This window comes from Olleya sp. HaHaR_3_96 (assembly GCF_019278545.1).
In the GTDB taxonomy this organism is placed as follows: Bacteria; Bacteroidota; Bacteroidia; order Flavobacteriales; family Flavobacteriaceae; genus Olleya.
In genome coordinates this window covers 3,050,626-3,070,137 of the sequence record NZ_CP058987.1, presented here as the reverse complement: position 1 = coordinate 3,070,137, position 19,512 = coordinate 3,050,626, and the positions used below count along the sequence as shown (strand labels likewise).

Below are 19,512 nucleotides of genomic sequence, written 5' to 3'. Positions count from 1 at the left end.
AAATATGAGTAACAAGCACGTATACCTCAATAATGAAAGAAATCATAAAAATGGTTTTAACCGTAAAAGAGGAATGAAGCCAAAAGTAAGTGAAGAAAAGATAGAAGAGCCTACAATCAAAGAGTTTCAGGTAGTAAAGCTTCGTGAAAACTACATTGCTTTTAATAAAACTTATGATAAAAGATATGAGAATAGAATTATTGAATTCCCTAACTATATTGATTTAATAGAAATTAGGTTTTTTATGATTTTCAACAAAGATTTGAAAAATATTTTTTTTCAAAAATATGGATTATTACCAGTATCATACAGTGATTTTAATAGAACTGTAGTTTTTGAAGTTAATGAAAAGGTTTTATTTGAAAAGTTTAAAATAGATATTGAATACATAATTAGTTTTGAAGAAGATGTTCCTTATTCTGGCGAAGATCATAATTTAATTGCTAGTATATATAATTTTCGTTTTATAGATAAAAGAGCTATTACAGGTTCAGAAGATAATATTATTCTTTCGACTATTCAATCAGTATCAATTGAGACTGCTAATCTTCAGAAAGGAAAGTTGATATTATATTTAGAAGATAATAACTTACAATTTTCCACAAACGAGAATGAAGATCTTTTTTATTTGGAACGAGTAAATAAAGATGTCATTACTATTATTGAACAAAACTTCGACATAGTACAAAGTATAACTAGTTCGCGAGCATTTAATGTTAGACCAGGAATGTTTGGTACGCTAAGAACCGAACATGGTTTTAAAGTAGATGTACCTAGTAATCTTCCTACTGTTGGGATTATTGATACGGGGATAAATACGATTGAACCATTTGAAGGTTTAATTGTTGATGGAGGTATTAACATTACAAGAGAGTCGGATATTGATGTTTCTGGTCATGGTACTTTAGTGTCTGGTTTAGCAATATTTGGTCAAGATTTGCCTTCATCTGTGAAAGGGTCGTATGTAGCTAAGTGTAAAGTTTTACCTATAAAAGTATTACATAGAAATAATGATGGTATTGATTTTCCAATGTTACTTCAAGCAATAAGAAAGGCTAACAAAGATAAAGGAATACGACTTTTTAATATGTCATTAGTCTTCAGTCCTAAAAAATATAATGAAGCTTTTTCAGATTTTGCTTATGAGCTAGATATTTTGTCACATGAATTAGGTGTTTTAATTTTTATTTCAGTTGGTAATTTTGATCCTTTATCTTTGAGAGAGTTATTAACTGTTGATTCACATAGTGATCATGATTATCCAAATTTCTATTATAAGTTAAATTCTACTTCACCTGTTCATACATGTGAAAACACCAATATCAGTACTCCATCAGAATCACTTAATAATTTATCGATTGGAGCACTTGCTGGTAATTTGGAAGAAGATGATAATTCAGATATTACTCCAAATAATATTTATCCTGCATATTACACACGTAAATTTCATTTTGATTACGAGCAAAAAGTGAATACACAACCTTTTAATAGAAATCAAAAAAATAAAAATTTAAATAAACCAGATTTGGTGTTTGATGGAGGTGATTATTTGAGAGACAAATCTGGTATTGAAGTTTTAGCTAGACCTAATGATAATTTTTTTAGAAGAACTGCAGGCACTAGTCTATCTACACCGTTGATTACTTCAATAGCTGCTGAAATACAGGGAGTTTATCCTGATTTATCAGTACAATCTATTAAGGCTTTATTGATAAATAGTGCTAGTTATTATAAATCTAAAGAATTACCTCTTTTTGAAAAGAATGAGACTTTATTAAAAAAACTTGTTGGACATGGTATTCCTGATAGAGAGCAAGCATTACTTTCTGATAATAATTCAATAACAATGGTTATTGAGGATCAAATAAAACCATTTGAAATAATTTCTCTTCCCATATTTTTACCTAGATATCTTATTGAAACTGGAAATAAGTTGATTTTTAAAATATCAATTTCATATAGTTCTTATCCAGACAGAGGGAATCATTTAGGTTATTTACCATTACATATGTCTTTTAATTTGATGCAAAATATTTCGATAGACGATATTTCTGCAAAAAAATCAACAGAAACAGTAGCTAAAAAAGGGTTTTCATGGAGTGAAGATCATTTTGGGAAGGAGAATATTCTTTTCTCTAATGTCCAAAGTCAGCAGTATAAGCTTCAACCAAAAGATATTATTTCGTTAAATGGAGAAGTAGCTGTTGCAATTCGTTGCTTAACAAAAGATAATGTTGATGAAAATTTGTTACAATATTTGGATGATAATGAGCATGCGTTTTCTTTAATAATAAATATAAAAGAAGAGTTGAATAATGTAACAGGTAACAACCTTTACAATGAAATGCTTGAAATCAATAATTTAAATGTAATAAGTGATGTTGAGACAGGTTTAGACTTAGACTTGGGCATTTAAATAAAAATTATTTTTTTAATGCTTTCTTTTCAAGTTCAATTAATTCCGACCAAACAGAAATATCAATTTTGGGTGTCAATTCTTTATTGTCTAATTGTTTGAACAAAGTACGTTTAATAGCGTTAATTAAAGTTTTTTGAATACTATAATAGCTTAAATTTTGACATTGTTTAATAATCTTATTTAATGAAGTTTTAGAGGGAGTTATAAAGTTTCCTTTTTTTAGTGTTAGATTTATTAATTCTTCGATTTGAAGTTTATTAGGTAATGAAAATTCTAAATTGACGTCAAACCGTCTAAGTAAAGCTTCATCAATCATATTTTCTTGATTAGTTGCAGCAATAACTATAGATGATTGAGGTAGGTAATCAAAAAGTTGTAGTATTGTATTTACAACCCTTTTCATTTCTCCATGATCTTGATTATAATCCCTTATTTTTCCTAAAGAATCAAATTCATCAATAAAAATAATACTATCTTCTTGAGATGCTTTTTTAAATACTTTGGTAAGATTTTTACTTGTTTCTCCAAGCTTAGAAGAAACGATTGCACCTAAATTAACAACATACATTGGTTTTGCTAATTCTCCTGCTATGACGTAAGACGCTAAAGTTTTACCACAACCAGAAGGGCCATGCAATAAAAGTTTGTTTGAAACTGGTAAGTCAAATTTCTGTAAAAGTTCAAGTGAATTATTTTCTTTAATAAAGTGAATTAATTCATTTTTAACTTCAGGGCTTATAACTAAATTTCCTAATCTATAGTCTGACTTTAATTTATCAATAAAAAGATCATTAGTTTCTCTTTCGCTTTGTTGATTAAAATAATGATCAGATCCTACTTTAGTTAAGGAGCCTTTATTTCTGTTTGATTCCTTTAAAAGTGATTGTAATTGCAGGGCAAGATTAACTTTCTTACTTTCTTTGTAGAATTCAATGAATTCGTTCAAAGATTTAAGTAAGCTTTCACGATCATTTTCTAATCCAAATTTAGCTATTTTCTTTATGTAATCTATTTGTCCCACTATGTATATAAATATATGACAAAATTAAAAGAAAGATGGCAATATATATGACAAATATTGGATTTTAATTATAAAATGATCGATATACATTGTTGTTACTCGAAAAAACAAAAAAAATAAGAAATCAAGTTTAATTCTATTAATACTATCTATCTATTTTATATTTTTACGAGTACTATTAAATGTTCACGAAATTCTCATTCTGCAAGCATAAAACAAATGAAAAACGAAAATCAAATAAAATGTCCTAATTGTGGGACTTCCATAGATGTTCAAGATATTTTATCGCATCAATTAGAAGAGGAAATAAAACAAAAGTATCAGTCGCAAATTGCAGCGGAGAAGAAACGATACGAAGGTCAGCAAGAAAAGCTAAAGCAAGCGCAACATGATTTTGAACAAAAGAAGAAGCGCGAGAACGTGTTATTCCAAGAACGTTTAGAGAATCAGCTTAAAGAAGATAAAAAGGAAATAGAAGCCAAACTTAAGCTTAAGTTAAAGGAGGAGCAGTCGGAACAATTTGATGCGTTACAGAAAGAATTAAACGAAAAGTCGGAGCAAGTCAAGGAATTAAACCGTTCTAAAGCAGAAATTGAAAAGCTTAAAAGGGAAAAAAGCGAACTTAAAGAAGCTGCTGAGGCGGAAGCACAGAAAAAGCTTAATGAGATTTTGATTTCTGAAAAGGAAAAAATTAAAAAATCTGAGGAAGACAAAAACGAATTGCGTTTTAAAGAAATGCAAAAGCAACTAGAAGACCAGAAGAAGCTTACCGAGGAGATGAAGCGTAAGCAAGAGCAAGGGTCGATGCAATTGCAAGGTGAAGTTCAAGAATTAGCAATAGAGGAGTGGTTGGCAGCTCAGTTTCCGTTAGATACTATTGAAGAAATTAAAAAAGGCGCTAGAGGTGGAGACTGTTTGCAGATTGTACATTCTAGAACCGAGCAAAACTGTGGTACTATTTATTACGAGAGTAAACGTACTAAAGATTTTCAGCCTAGCTGGATAGAAAAGTTTAAAGCAGACATTAGAGATAAAGGTGCTAATATTGGTGTGTTAGTAACCGAGGTAATGCCATCAGACATGGACCGTATGGGTTTAAAGGATGGGATTTGGATTTGTAACTACGACGAGTTTAAAGGCTTGTGTGCGGTATTAAGAGAAGGAATCTTACAAGTTAATAACGCTATAATCACACAAGAGAATAAAGGAGACAAGATGGATTTGTTATACGATTACTTAACTAGTAATACGTTTAGAATGCAAATTGAAGCGATTGTAGAAGGGTTTACGCAAATGAAGAGTGATTTAGAGAGCGAAAAACGATCGATGCAACGTATTTGGAAACAAAGAGAAAAGCAAATAGAAAAGGTGGTAACCAATACAATAGATATGTATGGCTCCATTAAAGGGATTGCCGGAAATGCAATACAGTCTGTTAAAGCATTGGAGTTACCAGGTTACGATGACGACGACGACGATTTATAATAGTGTCTTTTAGGCAGTATTAATCTCGTGTTTTAAAAGAAAAAGGTCATTAATAAAATATAAAGGATAAATTTGTCCGCTATTAAATATAACATTATATTTGCCGTATAAATAAAGAAATAGATGTTTTCAAAATCTTGCGAATATGGTTTACGCGCTGTAATTTTTGTGGCTCAACAGAGCTCAAAAGGAGAGAAGGTGGGTTTAATCACTATTTCGGAAGAGATTAATTCGCCTTCGGCATTTACTGCCAAGATTCTACAACAATTAACAAAAGCACATATATTAACCTCAATAAAAGGACGCTACGGTGGTTTTTTTATAGAGGATAATAAAATGGATACTAAGCTTAGCGAAATTGTAAGTTTACTAGATGGCGATGCTATATATAATGGCTGCGGTTTAGGTTTAAAACAATGCGATGCAAACTCACCGTGTCCTTTACACTTTAAATTTATTGAGATTAGAGATAGTTTAAAAGCGATGCTAGAAAGTACATCGCTAAAAGCTTTAGTCGATGATCTTAGTTTGGGAGCTTTTATTTTAAAACGTTAAAAAAAATTAGTTATAAATAGGATAAAAAGGTCTTTTAGTCGATTATGAAAAAACAAATCATTTACAGTATCGCTTTAACTTTTATATGGGTGGGTTTTGTAGGCGCAATAAGCTTTATGGAAGCTTGGTTAAAATTTCAAGCACCTAATATTACCACAGCGTTAGGCTTAGGCATTGGGCAATTAGTGTTTAAAGCACTTAATAGCGTAGAGATTACCTGTGCCGTTTTAATACTACTCTTAATTTTAAGTAGTAAACACCCACAACGTTTTAAGGCGTTACCGTTTTTAATAATAGCGTTAGTAGTACTTGTTATTCAAACCGTTTGGGTATTACCAGCCTTAGACGCTAGAGCAAGTTTAATTATTAATCAGGTAAAAGTACCACCAAGCAAACTGCATCTGTGGTATGTTATTTTAGAATTAATAAAAGTAACAGGCTTAATTATTTATGGTATTAAAAAACTCCGCATTCACACAATTAGATAATAAACAAATAACAACCACATGAAAAAAGCATCATTAACAGACGACTTGGTTTTTACATCAAACAAACCAGCAATTACACTAATACTAAAAACAGAAACCACTAAAGAAATAAGAATTGCCTTAGAAAAAGGGCAAACTATGAAAGAACACAAAGCACCATTTCCGATAATTGTTGAGGTTTTTGATGGTGCCATAGAGTTTGGTGTAAACGGCGAAAAACAACACTTAACAAAAGGAGCATTAATAGCGTTAGACGCTAATGTTCCTCACGATTTAAAAGGGCTAGAAAATAGTATTATTAGGTTATCTCTTTCTATAGCAGATACTGTACAACGTGTACAAAACGTAGGTTAATATAAAAGTAAACACATATAACATGAAAAAAGTTTGGATTGCATTTTCAAGCGTAGTCATACTCTCTTTTATTGCCCTTATTTGGGTAGGAACAGAAGTCTACCAAAAACAACCACCAATACCAGAAACGGTAATAATTGAAGAAACAGGAGAGGTCGTATATACCAAAGCCGACATACAAATTGGACAAAACGTTTGGGAGTCTATAGGAGGTATGGAAGTCGGTTCCATTTGGGGACATGGTAGTTATGTTGCTCCAGATTGGTCTGCCGATTGGATACATAAAGAAGCCGTTTTTATGCTAGATGCATGGGCTAAAAAAGACTTCAATACGACTTATGATAATTTAGATGTAGAGCCTAAAGCAGCCTTAAAAGCCCGTTTAATTAAGACCATTAAAACAAATACTTTTAATCCTTTAGATAAAAGTGTTACCATAACACAAGAGCGTTACACAGCTATTGTTAGCAATACGGCACATTATACCGATATTTTTTCTAACGGTTATGAGCAATATGCCATACCAAAAGGCGCATTAGAAGACACTAAAAAATTAGAGCAGCTAAATGCTTTTCTATTTTGGACTTCTTGGGCAGCGAGTACTAACAGACCCGATAAGGAATATACTTATACATCAAACTGGCCACACGAACCTTTAATTGGTAATACAATTACTGCCGATTCTCAAATATGGTCGGGATTCTCGGTAGTATTATTGCTATTATTTATTGGGATATTAACGTACTATTATCTTAGAAAACATGAGAAAGGAGAGGCTGTTATACATCCTAAAGAAGATCCATTAGGAAAATTAATACTTACAAGATCTCAAAAATCGGTTTTAAAATATTTTATAGTCATATCACTATTAATAGGACTTCAGGTAATATTAGGCGTTTTAACGGTACATTATACTGTAGAAGGTCAGGCCTTTTTTGGTTACGATTTATCTAGTGTATTACCTTATTCCATAACCAGAACTTGGCATACGCAATTAGCAGTATTCTGGATTGCTGCCACATGGTTAGCAACAGGTTTATTTTTAGCACCAATGATTAGTGGTAAAGAAATGAAATACCAAGTCTTTGGTATTAATTTCCTCTTTATTGCATTACTTATTATTGTTTTAGGATCTTTAGTAGGCGAGTGGCTTGGTGTACATCAGTTTTTAGATTTAACAACCAATTTTTTCTTTGGGCATCAAGGTTACGAGTACATGGACTTAGGTCGATTCTGGCAAATATTTTTAGGTATCGGACTTGTTTTGTGGGTAATTATGGTTGGAAGACACGTCGTATTTGGTATTAGAAAAAACGATGATTCTAAGCATTTATTAATCATATTACTAATTTCTGTAATTGCTATTGGAATGTTTTTCTTTTCAGGATTAATGTATGGCGAAAACAGTAGCTTACCAGTAATTAACTATTGGAGATGGTGGTTAGTACACCTTTGGGTAGAAGGATTCTTCGAAGTTTTTGCAACTGTAATTATTGCCTTTATTTTTCTAAGAATGAAAATTCTTTCGGCTAAAACAGCAGGACGTGCTTCTATAGCTTCTGCAACAATATTTTTAGCAGGTGGTATTATTGGGACGCTTCATCATCTATACTATTCGGGAACACCAGTGCAAGCCATAGCTTTAGGTGCTACATTTAGTGCGCTAGAAGTGGTGCCACTTACTTTAATGGGTTTCGAAATTAGAGAGAATTGGAACTTGTTAAAATCTAACGCGTGGGTTCAAAATTACAAATGGCCAATATTCTTTTTTATTGCAGTTTCTTTCTGGAATATGGTAGGTGCAGGTGTTTTTGGCTTTTTAATAAACCCGCCAATTGCATTGTATTACATTCAAGGTTTAAACACCACAGCAGTACATGCGCATACCGCTTTATTTGGAGTCTATGGACTGTTAGGAATGGGCTTTATAATTATATGTTTACGTTTTTATTCAGACCGTGTTTGGAGTTCTACAAAACTAAAAAGAGCCTTTTGGTTATTAAATATCGGTTTAGTAGCTATGGTTGTTTTTAGTATGTTACCAATAGGTGTTATTCAAGCATATACATCTATTACAAAAGGCTATTCGTTTGCGCGTAGTTCAGATTTACTGTACTCACCAACAGTTCAAACCTTAAAATGGTTACGTATGATTGGAGATATTATTTTTTCTGTAGGAATATTTTATTTCTGCTGGTTTACTATTAACGAAACTATTTACTGTTTAAAAAAGAAAATCTAACACCCGTTTTAATATGAAAACAATTGAAGATAGAGCAGACGTTTACAAGTTGGTAACTACTTTTTATGCTAAAGTTAGAGCTGATGCACTTTTAGGCCCCATTTTTAATCATCATTTAACAGATGAGCAATGGCCACCGCATTTAGATAAACTAACTGATTTTTGGGTAACAAGTTTATTTGGTGAAGCCTGCTTTAAAGGAAATCCAAGTCAAGCACACCAAAAAGTAGATAACTATTTAAACCATAAAATGGCACAACACCATTTTACACAGTGGTTAGAATTATGGTTTGAAACTATCGATTCTTTATTTGTAGGCGAACATGCTGCTCGTGCAAAAGAAGCCTCAAAACGAATGGCGATGGGACAACTGGCTAATGTTTGTAAGAGTAGAGAGCAATTGTAGACTAAAAATAAAGTAACTATATTACTGTTAATGGTTTAGTGCTATTTAACTTTAGAATTGTAAAAGGCAACATTAAAACGATTGTTTTGCTACTTAAATCGGGATAAAAACGTAAAAATGAGTAGTAAACACATCATTTTTAATTAATAATGTTGCTCTTTCAAATAATGGCACTATACTTGTAATGTATTAAGTATTAATAAAATAAATTATATTACAATGAGTAAAGGAACAGTAAAGTTTTTCAACGACGCAAAAGGATTCGGTTTTATCACTGAAGAAGGGGTAGACAAAGATCATTTTGTACACATTTCTGGATTAATCGATGAGATTAGAGAAGGTGATGAGGTTGAATTTGACTTACAAGAAGGAAACAAAGGATTAAACGCAGTTAACGTAAAAGTTATCTAAGCTATATATTCAGTACAATTCAAGAAAAAGGTTGCCCCAACGGGTAGCCTTTTTTTTATGCAATAATGTTTCAAAAGCATTGGTATATATAAGATTATACTAGTTGTAAGTATTTAATATAAGACTAACAAGGATGAGGTTAGTAGGATAGGATGTAGGGGAATTTAGACGAATTATAATTTTCTTTAATAAAAACAAAAAATAAACAAGAAAAAAAGGGAATTGTAAATTAATGTCACTATACTTGTAATGTATTAAGTATTAATAAAATAAATTATATTACGATGAGTAAAGGTACAGTAAAGTTTTTCAACGACACAAAAGGTTTTGGATTTATCACTGAAGAAGGAGTTGATAAAGATCATTTCGTACACATTTCTGGATTAATCGATGAGATTAGAGAAGGTGATGAGGTTGAATTTGACTTACAAGAAGGAAACAAAGGATTAAACGCAGTTAACGTAAAAGTTATCTAAGCTATATATTCAGTACAATTCAAGAAAAAGGTTACCTATAAAGGTAGCCTTTTTTTGTGCTTTAAAACTAATGGTAGGCGCTGTAAAGTTTTAAGAGTGAAGTAAAAACGAGTGTTTTGACTTAAATTGAGTAGTAAACACATCATTTTTAATTAATAATGTTGCCCTTTCAAATAATGGCACTATACTTGTAATGTATTAAGTATTAATAAAATAAATTATATTACAATGAGTAAAGGAACAGTAAAGTTTTTCAACGACGCAAAAGGATTCGGTTTTATCACTGAAGAAGGAGTAGACAAAGATCATTTTGTACACATTTCTGGATTAATCGATGAGATTAGAGAAGGTGATGAGGTTGAATTTGACTTACAAGAAGGAAACAAAGGATTAAACGCAGTTAACGTAAAAGTTATCTAAGCTATATATTCAGTACAATTCAAGAAAAAGGTTACCAATATAAGGTAGCCTTTTTTTGTGCTTTAAAACTAATGGTAGACGCTGTAAAGTTTTAAGAAAAACTGTAAACACAAGTCCGATACATTAAATGTAGTATTAAAGCTGTTGTTTTTAATTAGTGGCATCATTGTTGTAATCTACTAAGTATTAATAAAATAAATTATATTACAATGAGTAAAGGAACAGTAAAGTTTTTCAACGACACAAAAGGATTTGGTTTTATCACTGAAGAAGGCGTAGACAAAGATCATTTTGTACACATTTCTGGATTAATCGATGAGATTAGAGAAGGTGATGAAGTTGAATTTGACTTACAAGAAGGAAACAAAGGGTTAAACGCAGTTAACGTAAAAGTTATCTAAGCTATATATTCAGTACAATTCAAAAAAAAGGTTGCCCCAACGGGCAGCCTTTTTTTATGCAATAGTGTTTCAAAAGCATTGGTATATATAAGGTTATGCTAGTTGTAAGTATGTAATACAAGACTAAAAGTAGGAGGGTAATAGGATAGGATGTAGAGGGTGATGTAGACGATTTATAACTTTTTTTAATAAAAACAAAAAATAAATAAGAAAAAAACGAAATATTAAATTAATGGCATTATCTTTGTAATCTATTAAGTATTAATAAAATAAATTATATTACGATGAGTAAAGGTACAGTAAAGTTTTTCAACGACACAAAAGGTTTTGGATTTATCACTGAAGAAGGAGTTGATAAAGATCATTTCGTACACATTTCTGGATTAATCGATGAGATTAGAGAAGGTGATGAGGTTGAATTTGACTTACAAGAAGGAAACAAAGGATTAAACGCAGTTAACGTAAAAGTTATCTAAGATATATATTCAGTACAATTCAAGAAAAAGGTTACCTATAAAGGTAGCTTTTTTTTTACGCTAAATTTACCCTAAGTTAAATAGTACCTTACAAAGGGGAGGCAAGGCTTAGCTACGTGTTAGGCTGGTTTTAGCATCATGTTACAAACAAAAAAAAGGTTGTCCATTTGGACAACCTTTTTTACTAGTATATAAGTGAAACTTATTTTAAGCTCTCTAATAATTTTTCTGCAACTAACTCAGATGATGCTGGGTTTTGTCCAGTAATTAAATTACCATCTTGAATAGCGTAAGCTGACCAGTCTTCTTTTTTAGAATAGATTCCGCCATTTTCAGTTAGCATATCTTCTACTAGAAATGGGACAACGTCTGTTAATCCAACAGCAGCTTCTTCAGTATTAGTAAATCCTGTTACTTTTTTACCATTCACTAATGGTTTTCCATCAGTTCCTTTAACACCCTTTAATGCTGCAGGCGCGTGACATACAAATGCTACTGGCTTATCTTGTGCGTTAAACTTCTCGATTAGTGCAATTGATGTTGCGTCATTTGCTAAATCCCATAATGGACCATGTCCACCTGGATAAAATACAGCATCAAAATCGTCAACATTAATATCTGATAATTTATTAGTGTTTTCAATTTTAGACTTAGCGTCTGCATCTTTATTAAAACGCTCTGTTGCAGCTGTAGCCGCATCAGGAGAATCACTACTTGGATCTATTGGTGCAGCACCTCCTTTTGGAGTCGCGATAGTAATATCAGCTCCTTTGTCTAATAATGAGTAATATGGACTTGCGAATTCTTCAACCCAAAATCCTGTTTTCTTTCCTGTGTCTCCTAATTGATCGTGAGAGGTTAATACAAATAATACTTTCATAATTTTTTCTTTTTTTAATTCTGTTTTTACTTCTGAAACTTTTTCAGAGGGTGTTTCGTTTTTATTGTCTTTACAGCTTGATGCTGTTACTATTGTTAGCGTTAACGCTAATGCTTTTATTACATTCATTTAATTAGTGGTCGACGTTCTTGTTATTAACTTTCTAACAATTTAATCTTTTTATTTTTAATTATTAATGTCAGTTTGAGCGCAGTCGAAAACTCATTACAGTTCTGCTTTGCTAGCATTTCGACTTTCGGGCAATAGACAGTTTTGTTTATTACATTTCGACTGCGCTCAATATGACAGTTTTGTTTATTACATTTCGACTGCGCTCAATGTGACAGGTGTGTTGCTATATGACCCTTATTGATATTACAGTTTTATAATTAAAAACTTTTAATTTAAACTACTAGTGTCAGTTTGAGCGCAGTCGAAAACTCTTTACAGTTCTGCTCTTACTAGCATTTCGACTTGCGGGCAATGGACAGTTATGATTTATTACATTTCGACTGCGCTCAATATGACAGTTGTGTTGTTATATGAGCCTTATTGATACTACAGTTTTATAATTTAAAACTTATAATTTAAACTACTAGTGTCAGTTTGAGCGCAGTCGAAAACTCATTACAGTTCTGCTTTGCTAGCATTTCGACTTTCGGGCAATGGACAGTTTTGTTTTATAACATTTCGACTACGCTCAATGTGACAGTTATGTTGTTATGTAACCCTTATTGATATTACAGTTTTATAATTAAAAACTTTTAATTTAAACCACAATTGTCAGTTTGAGCGCAGTCGAAAACTCATTCCAGTTTTGCTCTTACTAGCATTTCGACTTGCGGGCAATGGACAGTTTTGTTTTATAACATTTCGACTACGCTCAATATGACAGTTATGTTGTTATGTAACCCTTATTGATATTACAATTTTACAAATAAATACTTTTAATTTAAACCACTATTGTCAGTTTGAGCGCAGTCGAAAACTAATTACAGTTCTGCTTTGCTAGCATTTCGACTTGCGGGCAATGTGACAGTTATGTTGTTATGTAACCTTTATTGACATTACAGTTTTATAAATAAAAACTTATAATTTAAACCACAATTGTCAGTTTTGTTTACAACATTTCGACTGCGCTCAATATGACAGTTATGTTGCTATATGACCCTTATTGATATTACAGTTTTATAATTAAAAACTTTTAATTTAAACCGCAATTGTCAGTTTGAGCGCAGTCGAAAACTCATTACAGTTCTACTTTTGCTAGCATTTCGACTGCGCTCAATATGACAGTTATATTATTTAATAGTCCTTATTAATGCGATTACCAATTGTCAGTTTGAGCGCAGTCGAAAACCTTAGAATGTTGCGTTTATAGCATTCCAACCGCGCCCATTGTGACGTTTTATATTTAGTAAGCCATTTTTACTATTTTCTCAACCTTATCCGGAGATAATGTTTGGTGCTCTCCTAATCCTGTCCAACCACGATCTGTAAATCGTTGAGAGATCTTTTCGGCAGTACCTTCATAATCCTTAGTATAATCTGATAATTTAGTATCAATACCTAATTCATGGAAAAAAGCAACTGTTTTTTCAATAGCAGCATGGGCTTTATCCTCCGTACTACCTTCGGTAATATTCCAAACGCGTTCACCATATTGTGCTAATTTTTCTTTTTTGTCTTCAAAATTAAAGGTGTAGTGGCTTGGTGCAATCACAGCTAAAGTACGTGCATGATCGATACCAAATAAAGCAGTTAACTCATGACCAATAGCATGAACAGCCCAATCTGTAGGTACTCCTTTTTGGATCAATCCGTTTAACGCCATGGTGCAACTCCACATAAAGTTTGAAGCAGCTTTATAGTCTGTAGGATCTTTTAATACTTTGGGAGCAACTTCTACTAAGGTTTGTAAAATACTCTCCGCAAAACGATCTTGTAATAAAGCACCAATAGGATACGTCATGTATTGTTCTAAGACGTGTGTAAACGCATCTGTTAAACCATTAGCTAATTGACGTTGTGGAATAGATTGTATCACCTGAGGGTCTAAAATTGAAAACTGAGGAAATAAACCAGGGCCACCCATCGCTAATTTCTCTTGTGTTTCGGCTCTAGTAATTACGGCGCCAGAATTCATTTCAGATCCTGTTGCTGGTAATGTTAAAACAGTTCCGAAAGGCATTCCTTTTTCAGTTCTGATGTTTTTTGACAAAATATCCCATGGTGTATCACCATCGTAGAGCGCGGCAGCGGATAAAAATTTAGTCCCATCAATGACAGAACCACCACCAACAGCTAGTAAATACGTAATATTTTCGTCTTTAATAACCTGTAGCGCTTCCATTAAAGTAGCGTACTCTGGATTTGCAGGAATACCTCCAAACTCAACAACTTCAACAGTAGCTAATGCAGTCTTAACTTGGTCGTATATTCCGTTTTTCTTAATACTTCCTCCTCCATAAAGTAATAATACCTTAGCATCTTGAGGGATTTCTTCTTTTACTTTTGCTATCGTATCCTTTCCAAAAATAATTTTAGTAGGATTTTTAAAATCAAAATTGTTCATCTTCTTTTCTTTTAATTCGTTCTTTTTTATTTTCTAAACACACACTTAAAGTCCACGTTATGGGACAGGAGTGGGGCTTTAGATTTTAACAATCATTTTCCCTTTGTTTTTACCTTCAAATAGATCGATAAAAGCGGTTGGGATGTTATCAAAACCGTCTACTATGGTTTCAGTATATTTTAATTTGCCGTCCGCTAACCATCCTGCTAGTTTTTGCATGGCTTCTGGGAATTTATCGGCATAATTAGAGACAATAAATCCTTGCATTAACGCACTGTTTTTTACTAAAAAGGGTTGTACACTAATACTTTTAGGTAATTCGGTTTCGTTATAAACAGAGATTGCACCACAAATAATGAGTCTAGCAAAATGGTTTATATTGAATAATACAGCATCAGATATTGGACCTCCAACATTATCAAAATAAACATCAACACCATTTGGGGCTAGTTTTTTTAAGTCCGCATTAATGTCTGTACTCGTGTTATAATTGATTCCTGCATCAAAACCAAATTTGTCTTTTAGCATGTCAATCTTCTCGTCGGTACCTGCAATTCCTATAACGCGAAGTCCTAATATTTTTGCTATTTGACCAACAACACTTCCAACAGCGCCCGCAGCTCCAGAAACTACAATCGTCTCACCTTTAACAGGTTTACCTATCTGAGTTAAACCTAAATATGCAGTTAGTCCTGTCATTCCTAAAACACCTAAGTACGTGCTTAGAGGGGCTTTAGATCCATCGACTTTATTTAAACCTTCACCATTAGATATTTGTTGTGTGGACCAGTCTAATAGTCCAGAAACGTAGTCACCTTCAGAAAAATCATCGTTTTTGGATGCAATAACTTTAGCGATCACACCAGATTGTACGGGCTTGTTTAATTGAAAAGGAGGGACATAAGACTTAGCATCGCTCATGCGTCCTCTTAAATAAGGATCTACAGAAACGTAAGCTGCTTCTAAAAGTACTTCTCCAGAAGTGATGTCTAACGTTTTATCTTCTGAGGTGAATTCAAAATTTGAAACCGTAGGTTTTCCTTCAGGTCTGTTATTTAATACTATGGTTTTGATCATGATATTTTAATTTTAAAGTTGAATGATTTCAACATTTATATTTCCTTTAGTCGCTTTAGAATATGGGCAAACACGATGCGCACCTTCAATAATTTTTTTGGCGTCTTCAGTCGGTAAATTATCAATTTTGACTTTTATGACTGCTGACAATCCAAAACTACCATCGTCTTGTGCGCCTAAAGTAGCCTCTACAGTTGTTGTAGATTCTAAGTCGATTTTTTTAGCTTTAGCAACCATGATAAGGGCATTGTCAAAACAGGCAGCCCAACCAGCAGCAAATAATTGCTCTGGATTGGTATAACCGTTGTCTTGACCACCAAACTCGACAGGGACAGATACTTTTAAATCCAAGACACCATCATTCGTTTTTACATGACCGCTTCTTCCGCCTTTAGCGGTAGCTATTGCTGTGTAATTAGTTGCTTTCATTTTAATACTTATTCAATTACAGTCACTAATTCGGACATAGGTTTTCTCACTTTTACTAAGTTTACTAACCAGTCTTCATCTTCTTTTCTATACCCAATAGGTAACATTACAGCGCTACGTAATCCTTTTTCGCGTAAGCCTAAAATTTTGTCTACTGCATCTGGTTCAAAGCCTTCTAAAGGCGTTGCGTCTACATCTTCAAAAGCGGCTGCTGTTAATGCTTCAGTAAAAGCGATATAAGCTTGTTTTGCAGCGTGGTTAAAGTTTTCTTCTGGATCTTTTTGAGGATACATTCCTAATAACATTTGACGGTAATTTTCCCATCCTTCATTTTCGAAACCACGAATCTCGTTAGTTAAATCAAACATGTGGTTAATACGCTCTGGAGTATACGTATCCCAAGCAGCAAAGACTAATAAGTGAGAACAGTCTGTAATTACCGATTGATTCCAAGCTACAGGCTTAATTTGTTCTTTAATATCTTGATTTTTAACTACAAAAATCTCAAAAGGTTGTAAACCACTAGAAGTTGGAGCTAAGCGCGCTGCTTCTAAAATACGTTCTACTTTATCTTCTGCTACTTTTTCGCCATTCATTGCTTTTGCAGCATATCTCCACTTTAATTTGTCTAATAATTCCATAAGGTTAATTTATTTTTTTAATTGTTTTTAGTAATTCTTTTAATATCGTTTGAAGTGATAATGACTTCGGCATGGCTTGTACTATTTGCTAAATTGATCATGGCTTGTGCCATATTTCCTGGGTCAGTGATTTTATATTTTTTCAATTTTCCAATAAATAGAGGTTGAATAATCCTAAATACTGCTAATCCTATTTTTTCTAAGGTTCGGGATTCTTTACGATCACCACCAATTAAAGAAGGACGTAGTATAAATGTCTTTTGAATGTCTTGTTTAAGAACATCACGTTCCATTTCGCCTTTCGTTTTATTATAAAAGACACTACTTTTTGGATTAGCACCTAATGCCGAAACGACCAAAAAAGTATCTATTCCATTGGCTTTGACTAGTTTTGCTGCCGCTACAGGAATACCATAATCTATTTGTCTATAAACGGACTTGTTAGGCGTTTTTTTAGCTGTTGTACCAATACAACAGAAGACTTGGTGTGCTTTAAAATCAGCTTTAAACTGTTCTAAATCCAATAAATCACCTATAAATTGCGTGACTTTAGTAGGTAATCCTTCAATTTTAGAACGAGAAAACAACTTGATCTCTGAATAGTCCTCGTTTTTAATTAATTTGTCCAGTAAAAGGCCGCCAGTTAAACCTGAAGCACCTAATATGATTGCTGTTTTTTTCATGTTAACTACAAACTTTTATGCTGCTCCATGCAGATTGATAGGCTTCGTCTAAATGGGTTTGGTCTAATTTAAATGCACCACGTTTTTCTGTCATCATTAAAAAGGATAAAGGATTAATGGCGTAGGCGTATAATAAATAGTCTGACAGTGGTTTTATGATGCCTTCTTGTCTACCGCGCTGCCAAAGATCGAGTAGTGGCTGCAGGTGTTTTATACCTTCCTGTCTGCTTTGTTCGTCAATCATTGGCGTATTATCACATTGCGCTAAAAATAAGGCGTTATCACACTCTTTAAGTTTAAAATCGGCAATACGTTTCCATATTAATTCAAAACCAGCTTCAACCGACATGGTAGGATCATAAGTCTCGAAAGCGTATTTTGTGTAGTCGGCTTTGACTTCGACGTAAGTCTTATTTACTAAATCTTGTTTATTTTCGAAATACAGATAGATAGTAGCAGGAGAGACGTTAGCCATCTTTGCTATTTTACTCATTGGTGTCGCGTGAAAACCGTTGTTGTTGACCAACTCGATCGTCGCTTTAATCAATGCGTTACGTTTATCAATACTTTTTTGAAGTTTTGCCATTACGCGTTAGTTTTATAAAGTTTATAAGACAAAGCAATTAAAACAAACTGTATCGGTAATCTTATCATTGCGGCCTTATGACTACCAATGGCAGGGGTGTCAGAAAATACGTCCCAAATATGTATTGGTAAAAAGAGTAGCATTACAATAAAAATACCAAAGGCAGCTTTACTAGCAAATTTTGGCACTAATAATAACAAACCTAAAAGCACTTCAATGACACCAGAAGCGTAAATAATACCTGTTTTATAGATTAAAAAATCTGGTACAAATGCATTGAAAAATGCTGGTTTTATAAAATGCTGACTTCCTGCATATATCATAAATACAGCAAGTAACACTTTTAATACAGTCCAAATTAGTTTCATTTCTTTGTTTTATATGTACAAAGATACTTTAAAAATGAATGTTCATTCTTTTTTTTAACAAAGAATTATAAAAAGACTATCCGCTAGACTTTTATATAGGAGAGAAGACTGTACTGTGTTGGCGGATAAGAAGTTGTTACGCTAATTTGAGTCTATACTAGAAGTGTTATAACGTGTGATATCTTGTGAGTATCTACTATAGTATGATCACTAATTTAAAATAATCGGATACTAATTACTAGATGCTTATCAGGTAATTTTTACTAAACATTTTATCGTAAATATCTTTACTGAACATATAGAGTTGGGCTGGTTTTTTTGAAACGCCAACTTGTTTTTCGTCTAATGCAATAATATACTTTTTGTTAATTAATTTACGTCTAAAGTTTCTGTTATCAATGTCTATATTTAAGATGGATTGGTATAAATCTTGAACTTCATTAATAGTAAATTTGTCGGGCAGTAATTTAAATATAATAGGTTCTGATAGGCATTTCACTTTTAAATCTTCATACGCTTCAAGTATAATTTTTTTGTGATCAAAACCTAATTCTGGAAGGTTGTCAATAGGAAACCAAGTTGCTTTGTTAGTGATGCTTTCTAGATTAACATCTTCCGTTTTTAGTAAAAAGTAATAAGCTATCGTGATAGTTCTTAAGTTGAATTCTTCATTTTTGATCCATATCAAATCCTTTTCATTCATCAATCGGTCTGGATTACCAAAAGCTTTAAACTGTTTTTTATATTGATTGGTTAAACCGGTTAATTCTTTTAAAACACGAGTAGCGGTATCGTCTAAGGTTTCTGTTTTATAGACGTGATATCCTGTTAAAACATAATCATCCACTAATACTTTGTTTTCAGCTTCTAAAAAACGATGTATTAATAATAGGTTTAAGGATTTAGAGGTGATATCATATCCAAAAACAACACAATCTACAGATATATTTAAAATTTTTTCTGGTGCCATACATTCATTCGATTAATAAGAGAGACTTGATTTTAGTGTTACCAATGTACATAAAATTTAATTAAACGTCATTTGTACATCTATTGATAAGATGCTGGTAATTGTAAAAAAGGCAATTTAGTGGTAAAATAGCATACTTAAAAGTTAAA

22 protein-coding genes are annotated in these 19,512 nt (G+C 32.6%); 12 read left to right on the top strand and 10 right to left on the bottom strand.

All coding sequences use genetic code 11. The annotated features are described in order from the left end of the window. The first annotated feature begins 4 nt into the window (after positions 1-4). The gene (locus tag H0I26_RS13410; RefSeq protein ID WP_218699547.1) at positions 5-2,416 is read left to right on the top strand and encodes a S8 family peptidase; all 2,412 of its coding nucleotides are present in this window, start codon (positions 5-7) and stop codon (positions 2,414-2,416) included. A 7-nt stretch (positions 2,417-2,423) separates the two neighbouring features. Here H0I26_RS13410 and H0I26_RS13405 read toward each other — a convergent pair whose 3' ends face one another. Beyond that, positions 2,424-3,440 (bottom strand): AAA family ATPase, encoded by a 1,017-nt coding sequence (locus tag H0I26_RS13405; protein ID WP_218699546.1) that lies wholly within the window; start codon positions 3,438-3,440, stop codon positions 2,424-2,426. Positions 3,441-3,659: 219 nt separating this feature from the next. Between H0I26_RS13405 and H0I26_RS13400 the strand changes: the two genes are divergently transcribed. From H0I26_RS13400 to H0I26_RS13350, 11 genes are all read left to right on the top strand, one after another. Continuing rightward, positions 3,660-4,925 carry a DUF2130 domain-containing protein gene (locus H0I26_RS13400; protein WP_101018688.1) on the top strand — a complete coding sequence of 422 codons (1,266 nt, stop codon included), beginning with the start codon at positions 3,660-3,662 and terminating at the stop codon, positions 4,923-4,925. Between the two features lie 123 nt (positions 4,926-5,048). Then, the gene (locus tag H0I26_RS13395; protein WP_218699545.1) at positions 5,049-5,480 is read left to right on the top strand and encodes an RrF2 family transcriptional regulator; all 432 of its coding nucleotides are present in this window, start codon (positions 5,049-5,051) and stop codon (positions 5,478-5,480) included. A gap of 44 nt (positions 5,481-5,524) precedes the next feature. After that, positions 5,525-5,968, top strand: coding sequence for a hypothetical protein (locus tag H0I26_RS13390; RefSeq protein WP_218699544.1), 444 nt, complete (start codon positions 5,525-5,527; stop codon positions 5,966-5,968). An 18-nt stretch (positions 5,969-5,986) separates the two neighbouring features. Next, positions 5,987-6,322 carry a cupin domain-containing protein gene (locus tag H0I26_RS13385; RefSeq protein ID WP_101018685.1) on the top strand — a complete coding sequence of 112 codons (336 nt, stop codon included), beginning with the start codon at positions 5,987-5,989 and terminating at the stop codon, positions 6,320-6,322. Between the two features lie 22 nt (positions 6,323-6,344). Continuing rightward, complete coding sequence (locus H0I26_RS13380) at positions 6,345-8,564, top strand: nitric-oxide reductase large subunit (protein ID WP_218699543.1); 2,220 nt, start codon at positions 6,345-6,347, stop codon at positions 8,562-8,564. Positions 8,565-8,577: 13 nt separating this feature from the next. Beyond that, entirely contained in the window at positions 8,578-8,970 is a 393-nt protein-coding gene (locus tag H0I26_RS13375; RefSeq protein ID WP_218699542.1) for a group III truncated hemoglobin, read from the top strand. Positions 8,971-9,189: 219 nt separating this feature from the next. Continuing rightward, positions 9,190-9,381 carry a cold-shock protein gene (locus tag H0I26_RS13370; protein WP_090840989.1) on the top strand — a complete coding sequence of 64 codons (192 nt, stop codon included), beginning with the start codon at positions 9,190-9,192 and terminating at the stop codon, positions 9,379-9,381. A gap of 284 nt (positions 9,382-9,665) precedes the next feature. After that, positions 9,666-9,857, top strand: coding sequence for a cold-shock protein (locus H0I26_RS13365; protein WP_028282170.1), 192 nt, complete (start codon positions 9,666-9,668; stop codon positions 9,855-9,857). Between the two features lie 228 nt (positions 9,858-10,085). Further along, positions 10,086-10,277, top strand: coding sequence for a cold-shock protein (locus H0I26_RS13360; protein WP_090840989.1), 192 nt, complete (start codon positions 10,086-10,088; stop codon positions 10,275-10,277). Positions 10,278-10,486: 209 nt separating this feature from the next. Continuing rightward, a complete protein-coding gene (locus H0I26_RS13355; protein ID WP_028282170.1) occupies positions 10,487-10,678 on the top strand; it encodes a cold-shock protein in 192 nt (63 codons plus the stop codon). Between the two features lie 284 nt (positions 10,679-10,962). Then, positions 10,963-11,154: a cold-shock protein gene (locus H0I26_RS13350; protein WP_028282170.1), complete on the top strand. Its 192-nt coding sequence runs from the start codon at positions 10,963-10,965 to the stop codon at positions 11,152-11,154. A gap of 202 nt (positions 11,155-11,356) precedes the next feature. On the opposite strand, the gene H0I26_RS13345 is transcribed toward H0I26_RS13350, so the two are convergent. From H0I26_RS13345 to H0I26_RS13305, 9 genes are all read right to left on the bottom strand, one after another. Continuing rightward, a complete protein-coding gene (locus tag H0I26_RS13345) occupies positions 11,357-12,163 on the bottom strand; it encodes a type 1 glutamine amidotransferase domain-containing protein (RefSeq protein WP_218699541.1) in 807 nt (268 codons plus the stop codon). A gap of 1,285 nt (positions 12,164-13,448) precedes the next feature. Next, entirely contained in the window at positions 13,449-14,609 is a 1,161-nt protein-coding gene (locus H0I26_RS13340) for an iron-containing alcohol dehydrogenase (protein ID WP_218699540.1), read from the bottom strand. Between the two features lie 78 nt (positions 14,610-14,687). After that, positions 14,688-15,686 carry an NADP-dependent oxidoreductase gene (locus H0I26_RS13335; RefSeq protein WP_218699539.1) on the bottom strand — a complete coding sequence of 333 codons (999 nt, stop codon included), beginning with the start codon at positions 15,684-15,686 and terminating at the stop codon, positions 14,688-14,690. A gap of 12 nt (positions 15,687-15,698) precedes the next feature. Further along, complete coding sequence (locus tag H0I26_RS13330; protein WP_218699538.1) at positions 15,699-16,115, bottom strand: organic hydroperoxide resistance protein; 417 nt, start codon at positions 16,113-16,115, stop codon at positions 15,699-15,701. Positions 16,116-16,123: 8 nt separating this feature from the next. Beyond that, entirely contained in the window at positions 16,124-16,756 is a 633-nt protein-coding gene (locus tag H0I26_RS13325) for an NAD(P)H-dependent oxidoreductase (RefSeq protein ID WP_218699537.1), read from the bottom strand. 17 nt (positions 16,757-16,773) lie between these two features. Then, positions 16,774-17,439: an NAD(P)H-binding protein gene (locus H0I26_RS13320; RefSeq protein WP_218699536.1), complete on the bottom strand. Its 666-nt coding sequence runs from the start codon at positions 17,437-17,439 to the stop codon at positions 16,774-16,776. Position 17,440: 1 nt separating this feature from the next. Continuing rightward, entirely contained in the window at positions 17,441-18,025 is a 585-nt protein-coding gene (locus tag H0I26_RS13315; protein WP_218699535.1) for a TetR/AcrR family transcriptional regulator, read from the bottom strand. Beyond that, positions 18,025-18,393, bottom strand: a complete 369-nt coding sequence (locus tag H0I26_RS13310) for a DoxX family protein (RefSeq protein WP_218699534.1) — start codon at positions 18,391-18,393, stop codon at positions 18,025-18,027. Before H0I26_RS13310 ends, H0I26_RS13315 begins: the two co-directional genes overlap by 1 nt. A gap of 238 nt (positions 18,394-18,631) precedes the next feature. Continuing rightward, on the bottom strand, positions 18,632-19,363 hold the full coding sequence (locus tag H0I26_RS13305; RefSeq protein WP_218699533.1) for an NUDIX hydrolase: 732 nt from the start codon (positions 19,361-19,363) through the stop codon (positions 18,632-18,634). Positions 19,364-19,512 lie beyond the last annotated feature (149 nt).

Excerpts from the sequence above, each read along its gene's own strand:
- H0I26_RS13410 (WP_218699547.1), top strand. The coding sequence starts at position 5 with ATGAGTAACAAGCACGTATACCTCAATAATGAAAGAAATCATAAAAAT.
- H0I26_RS13400 (WP_101018688.1), top strand. The coding sequence starts at position 3,660 with ATGAAAAACGAAAATCAAATAAAATGTCCTAATTGTGGGACTTCCATA.
- H0I26_RS13395 (WP_218699545.1), top strand. The coding sequence starts at position 5,049 with ATGTTTTCAAAATCTTGCGAATATGGTTTACGCGCTGTAATTTTTGTG.
- H0I26_RS13390 (WP_218699544.1), top strand. The coding sequence starts at position 5,525 with ATGAAAAAACAAATCATTTACAGTATCGCTTTAACTTTTATATGGGTG.
- H0I26_RS13385 (WP_101018685.1), top strand. The coding sequence starts at position 5,987 with ATGAAAAAAGCATCATTAACAGACGACTTGGTTTTTACATCAAACAAA.
- H0I26_RS13380 (WP_218699543.1), top strand. The coding sequence starts at position 6,345 with ATGAAAAAAGTTTGGATTGCATTTTCAAGCGTAGTCATACTCTCTTTT.
- H0I26_RS13375 (WP_218699542.1), top strand. The coding sequence starts at position 8,578 with ATGAAAACAATTGAAGATAGAGCAGACGTTTACAAGTTGGTAACTACT.
- H0I26_RS13370 (WP_090840989.1), top strand. The coding sequence starts at position 9,190 with ATGAGTAAAGGAACAGTAAAGTTTTTCAACGACGCAAAAGGATTCGGT.
- H0I26_RS13365 (WP_028282170.1), top strand. The coding sequence starts at position 9,666 with ATGAGTAAAGGTACAGTAAAGTTTTTCAACGACACAAAAGGTTTTGGA.
- H0I26_RS13360 (WP_090840989.1), top strand. The coding sequence starts at position 10,086 with ATGAGTAAAGGAACAGTAAAGTTTTTCAACGACGCAAAAGGATTCGGT.
- H0I26_RS13355 (WP_028282170.1), top strand. The coding sequence starts at position 10,487 with ATGAGTAAAGGAACAGTAAAGTTTTTCAACGACACAAAAGGATTTGGT.
- H0I26_RS13350 (WP_028282170.1), top strand. The coding sequence starts at position 10,963 with ATGAGTAAAGGTACAGTAAAGTTTTTCAACGACACAAAAGGTTTTGGA.
- H0I26_RS13345 (WP_218699541.1), bottom strand. The coding sequence starts at position 12,163 with ATGAATGTAATAAAAGCATTAGCGTTAACGCTAACAATAGTAACAGCA.
- H0I26_RS13340 (WP_218699540.1), bottom strand. The coding sequence starts at position 14,609 with ATGAACAATTTTGATTTTAAAAATCCTACTAAAATTATTTTTGGAAAG.
- H0I26_RS13335 (WP_218699539.1), bottom strand. The coding sequence starts at position 15,686 with ATGATCAAAACCATAGTATTAAATAACAGACCTGAAGGAAAACCTACG.
- H0I26_RS13330 (WP_218699538.1), bottom strand. The coding sequence starts at position 16,115 with ATGAAAGCAACTAATTACACAGCAATAGCTACCGCTAAAGGCGGAAGA.
- H0I26_RS13325 (WP_218699537.1), bottom strand. The coding sequence starts at position 16,756 with ATGGAATTATTAGACAAATTAAAGTGGAGATATGCTGCAAAAGCAATG.
- H0I26_RS13320 (WP_218699536.1), bottom strand. The coding sequence starts at position 17,439 with ATGAAAAAAACAGCAATCATATTAGGTGCTTCAGGTTTAACTGGCGGC.
- H0I26_RS13315 (WP_218699535.1), bottom strand. The coding sequence starts at position 18,025 with ATGGCAAAACTTCAAAAAAGTATTGATAAACGTAACGCATTGATTAAA.
- H0I26_RS13310 (WP_218699534.1), bottom strand. The coding sequence starts at position 18,393 with ATGAAACTAATTTGGACTGTATTAAAAGTGTTACTTGCTGTATTTATG.
- H0I26_RS13305 (WP_218699533.1), bottom strand. The coding sequence starts at position 19,363 with ATGGCACCAGAAAAAATTTTAAATATATCTGTAGATTGTGTTGTTTTT.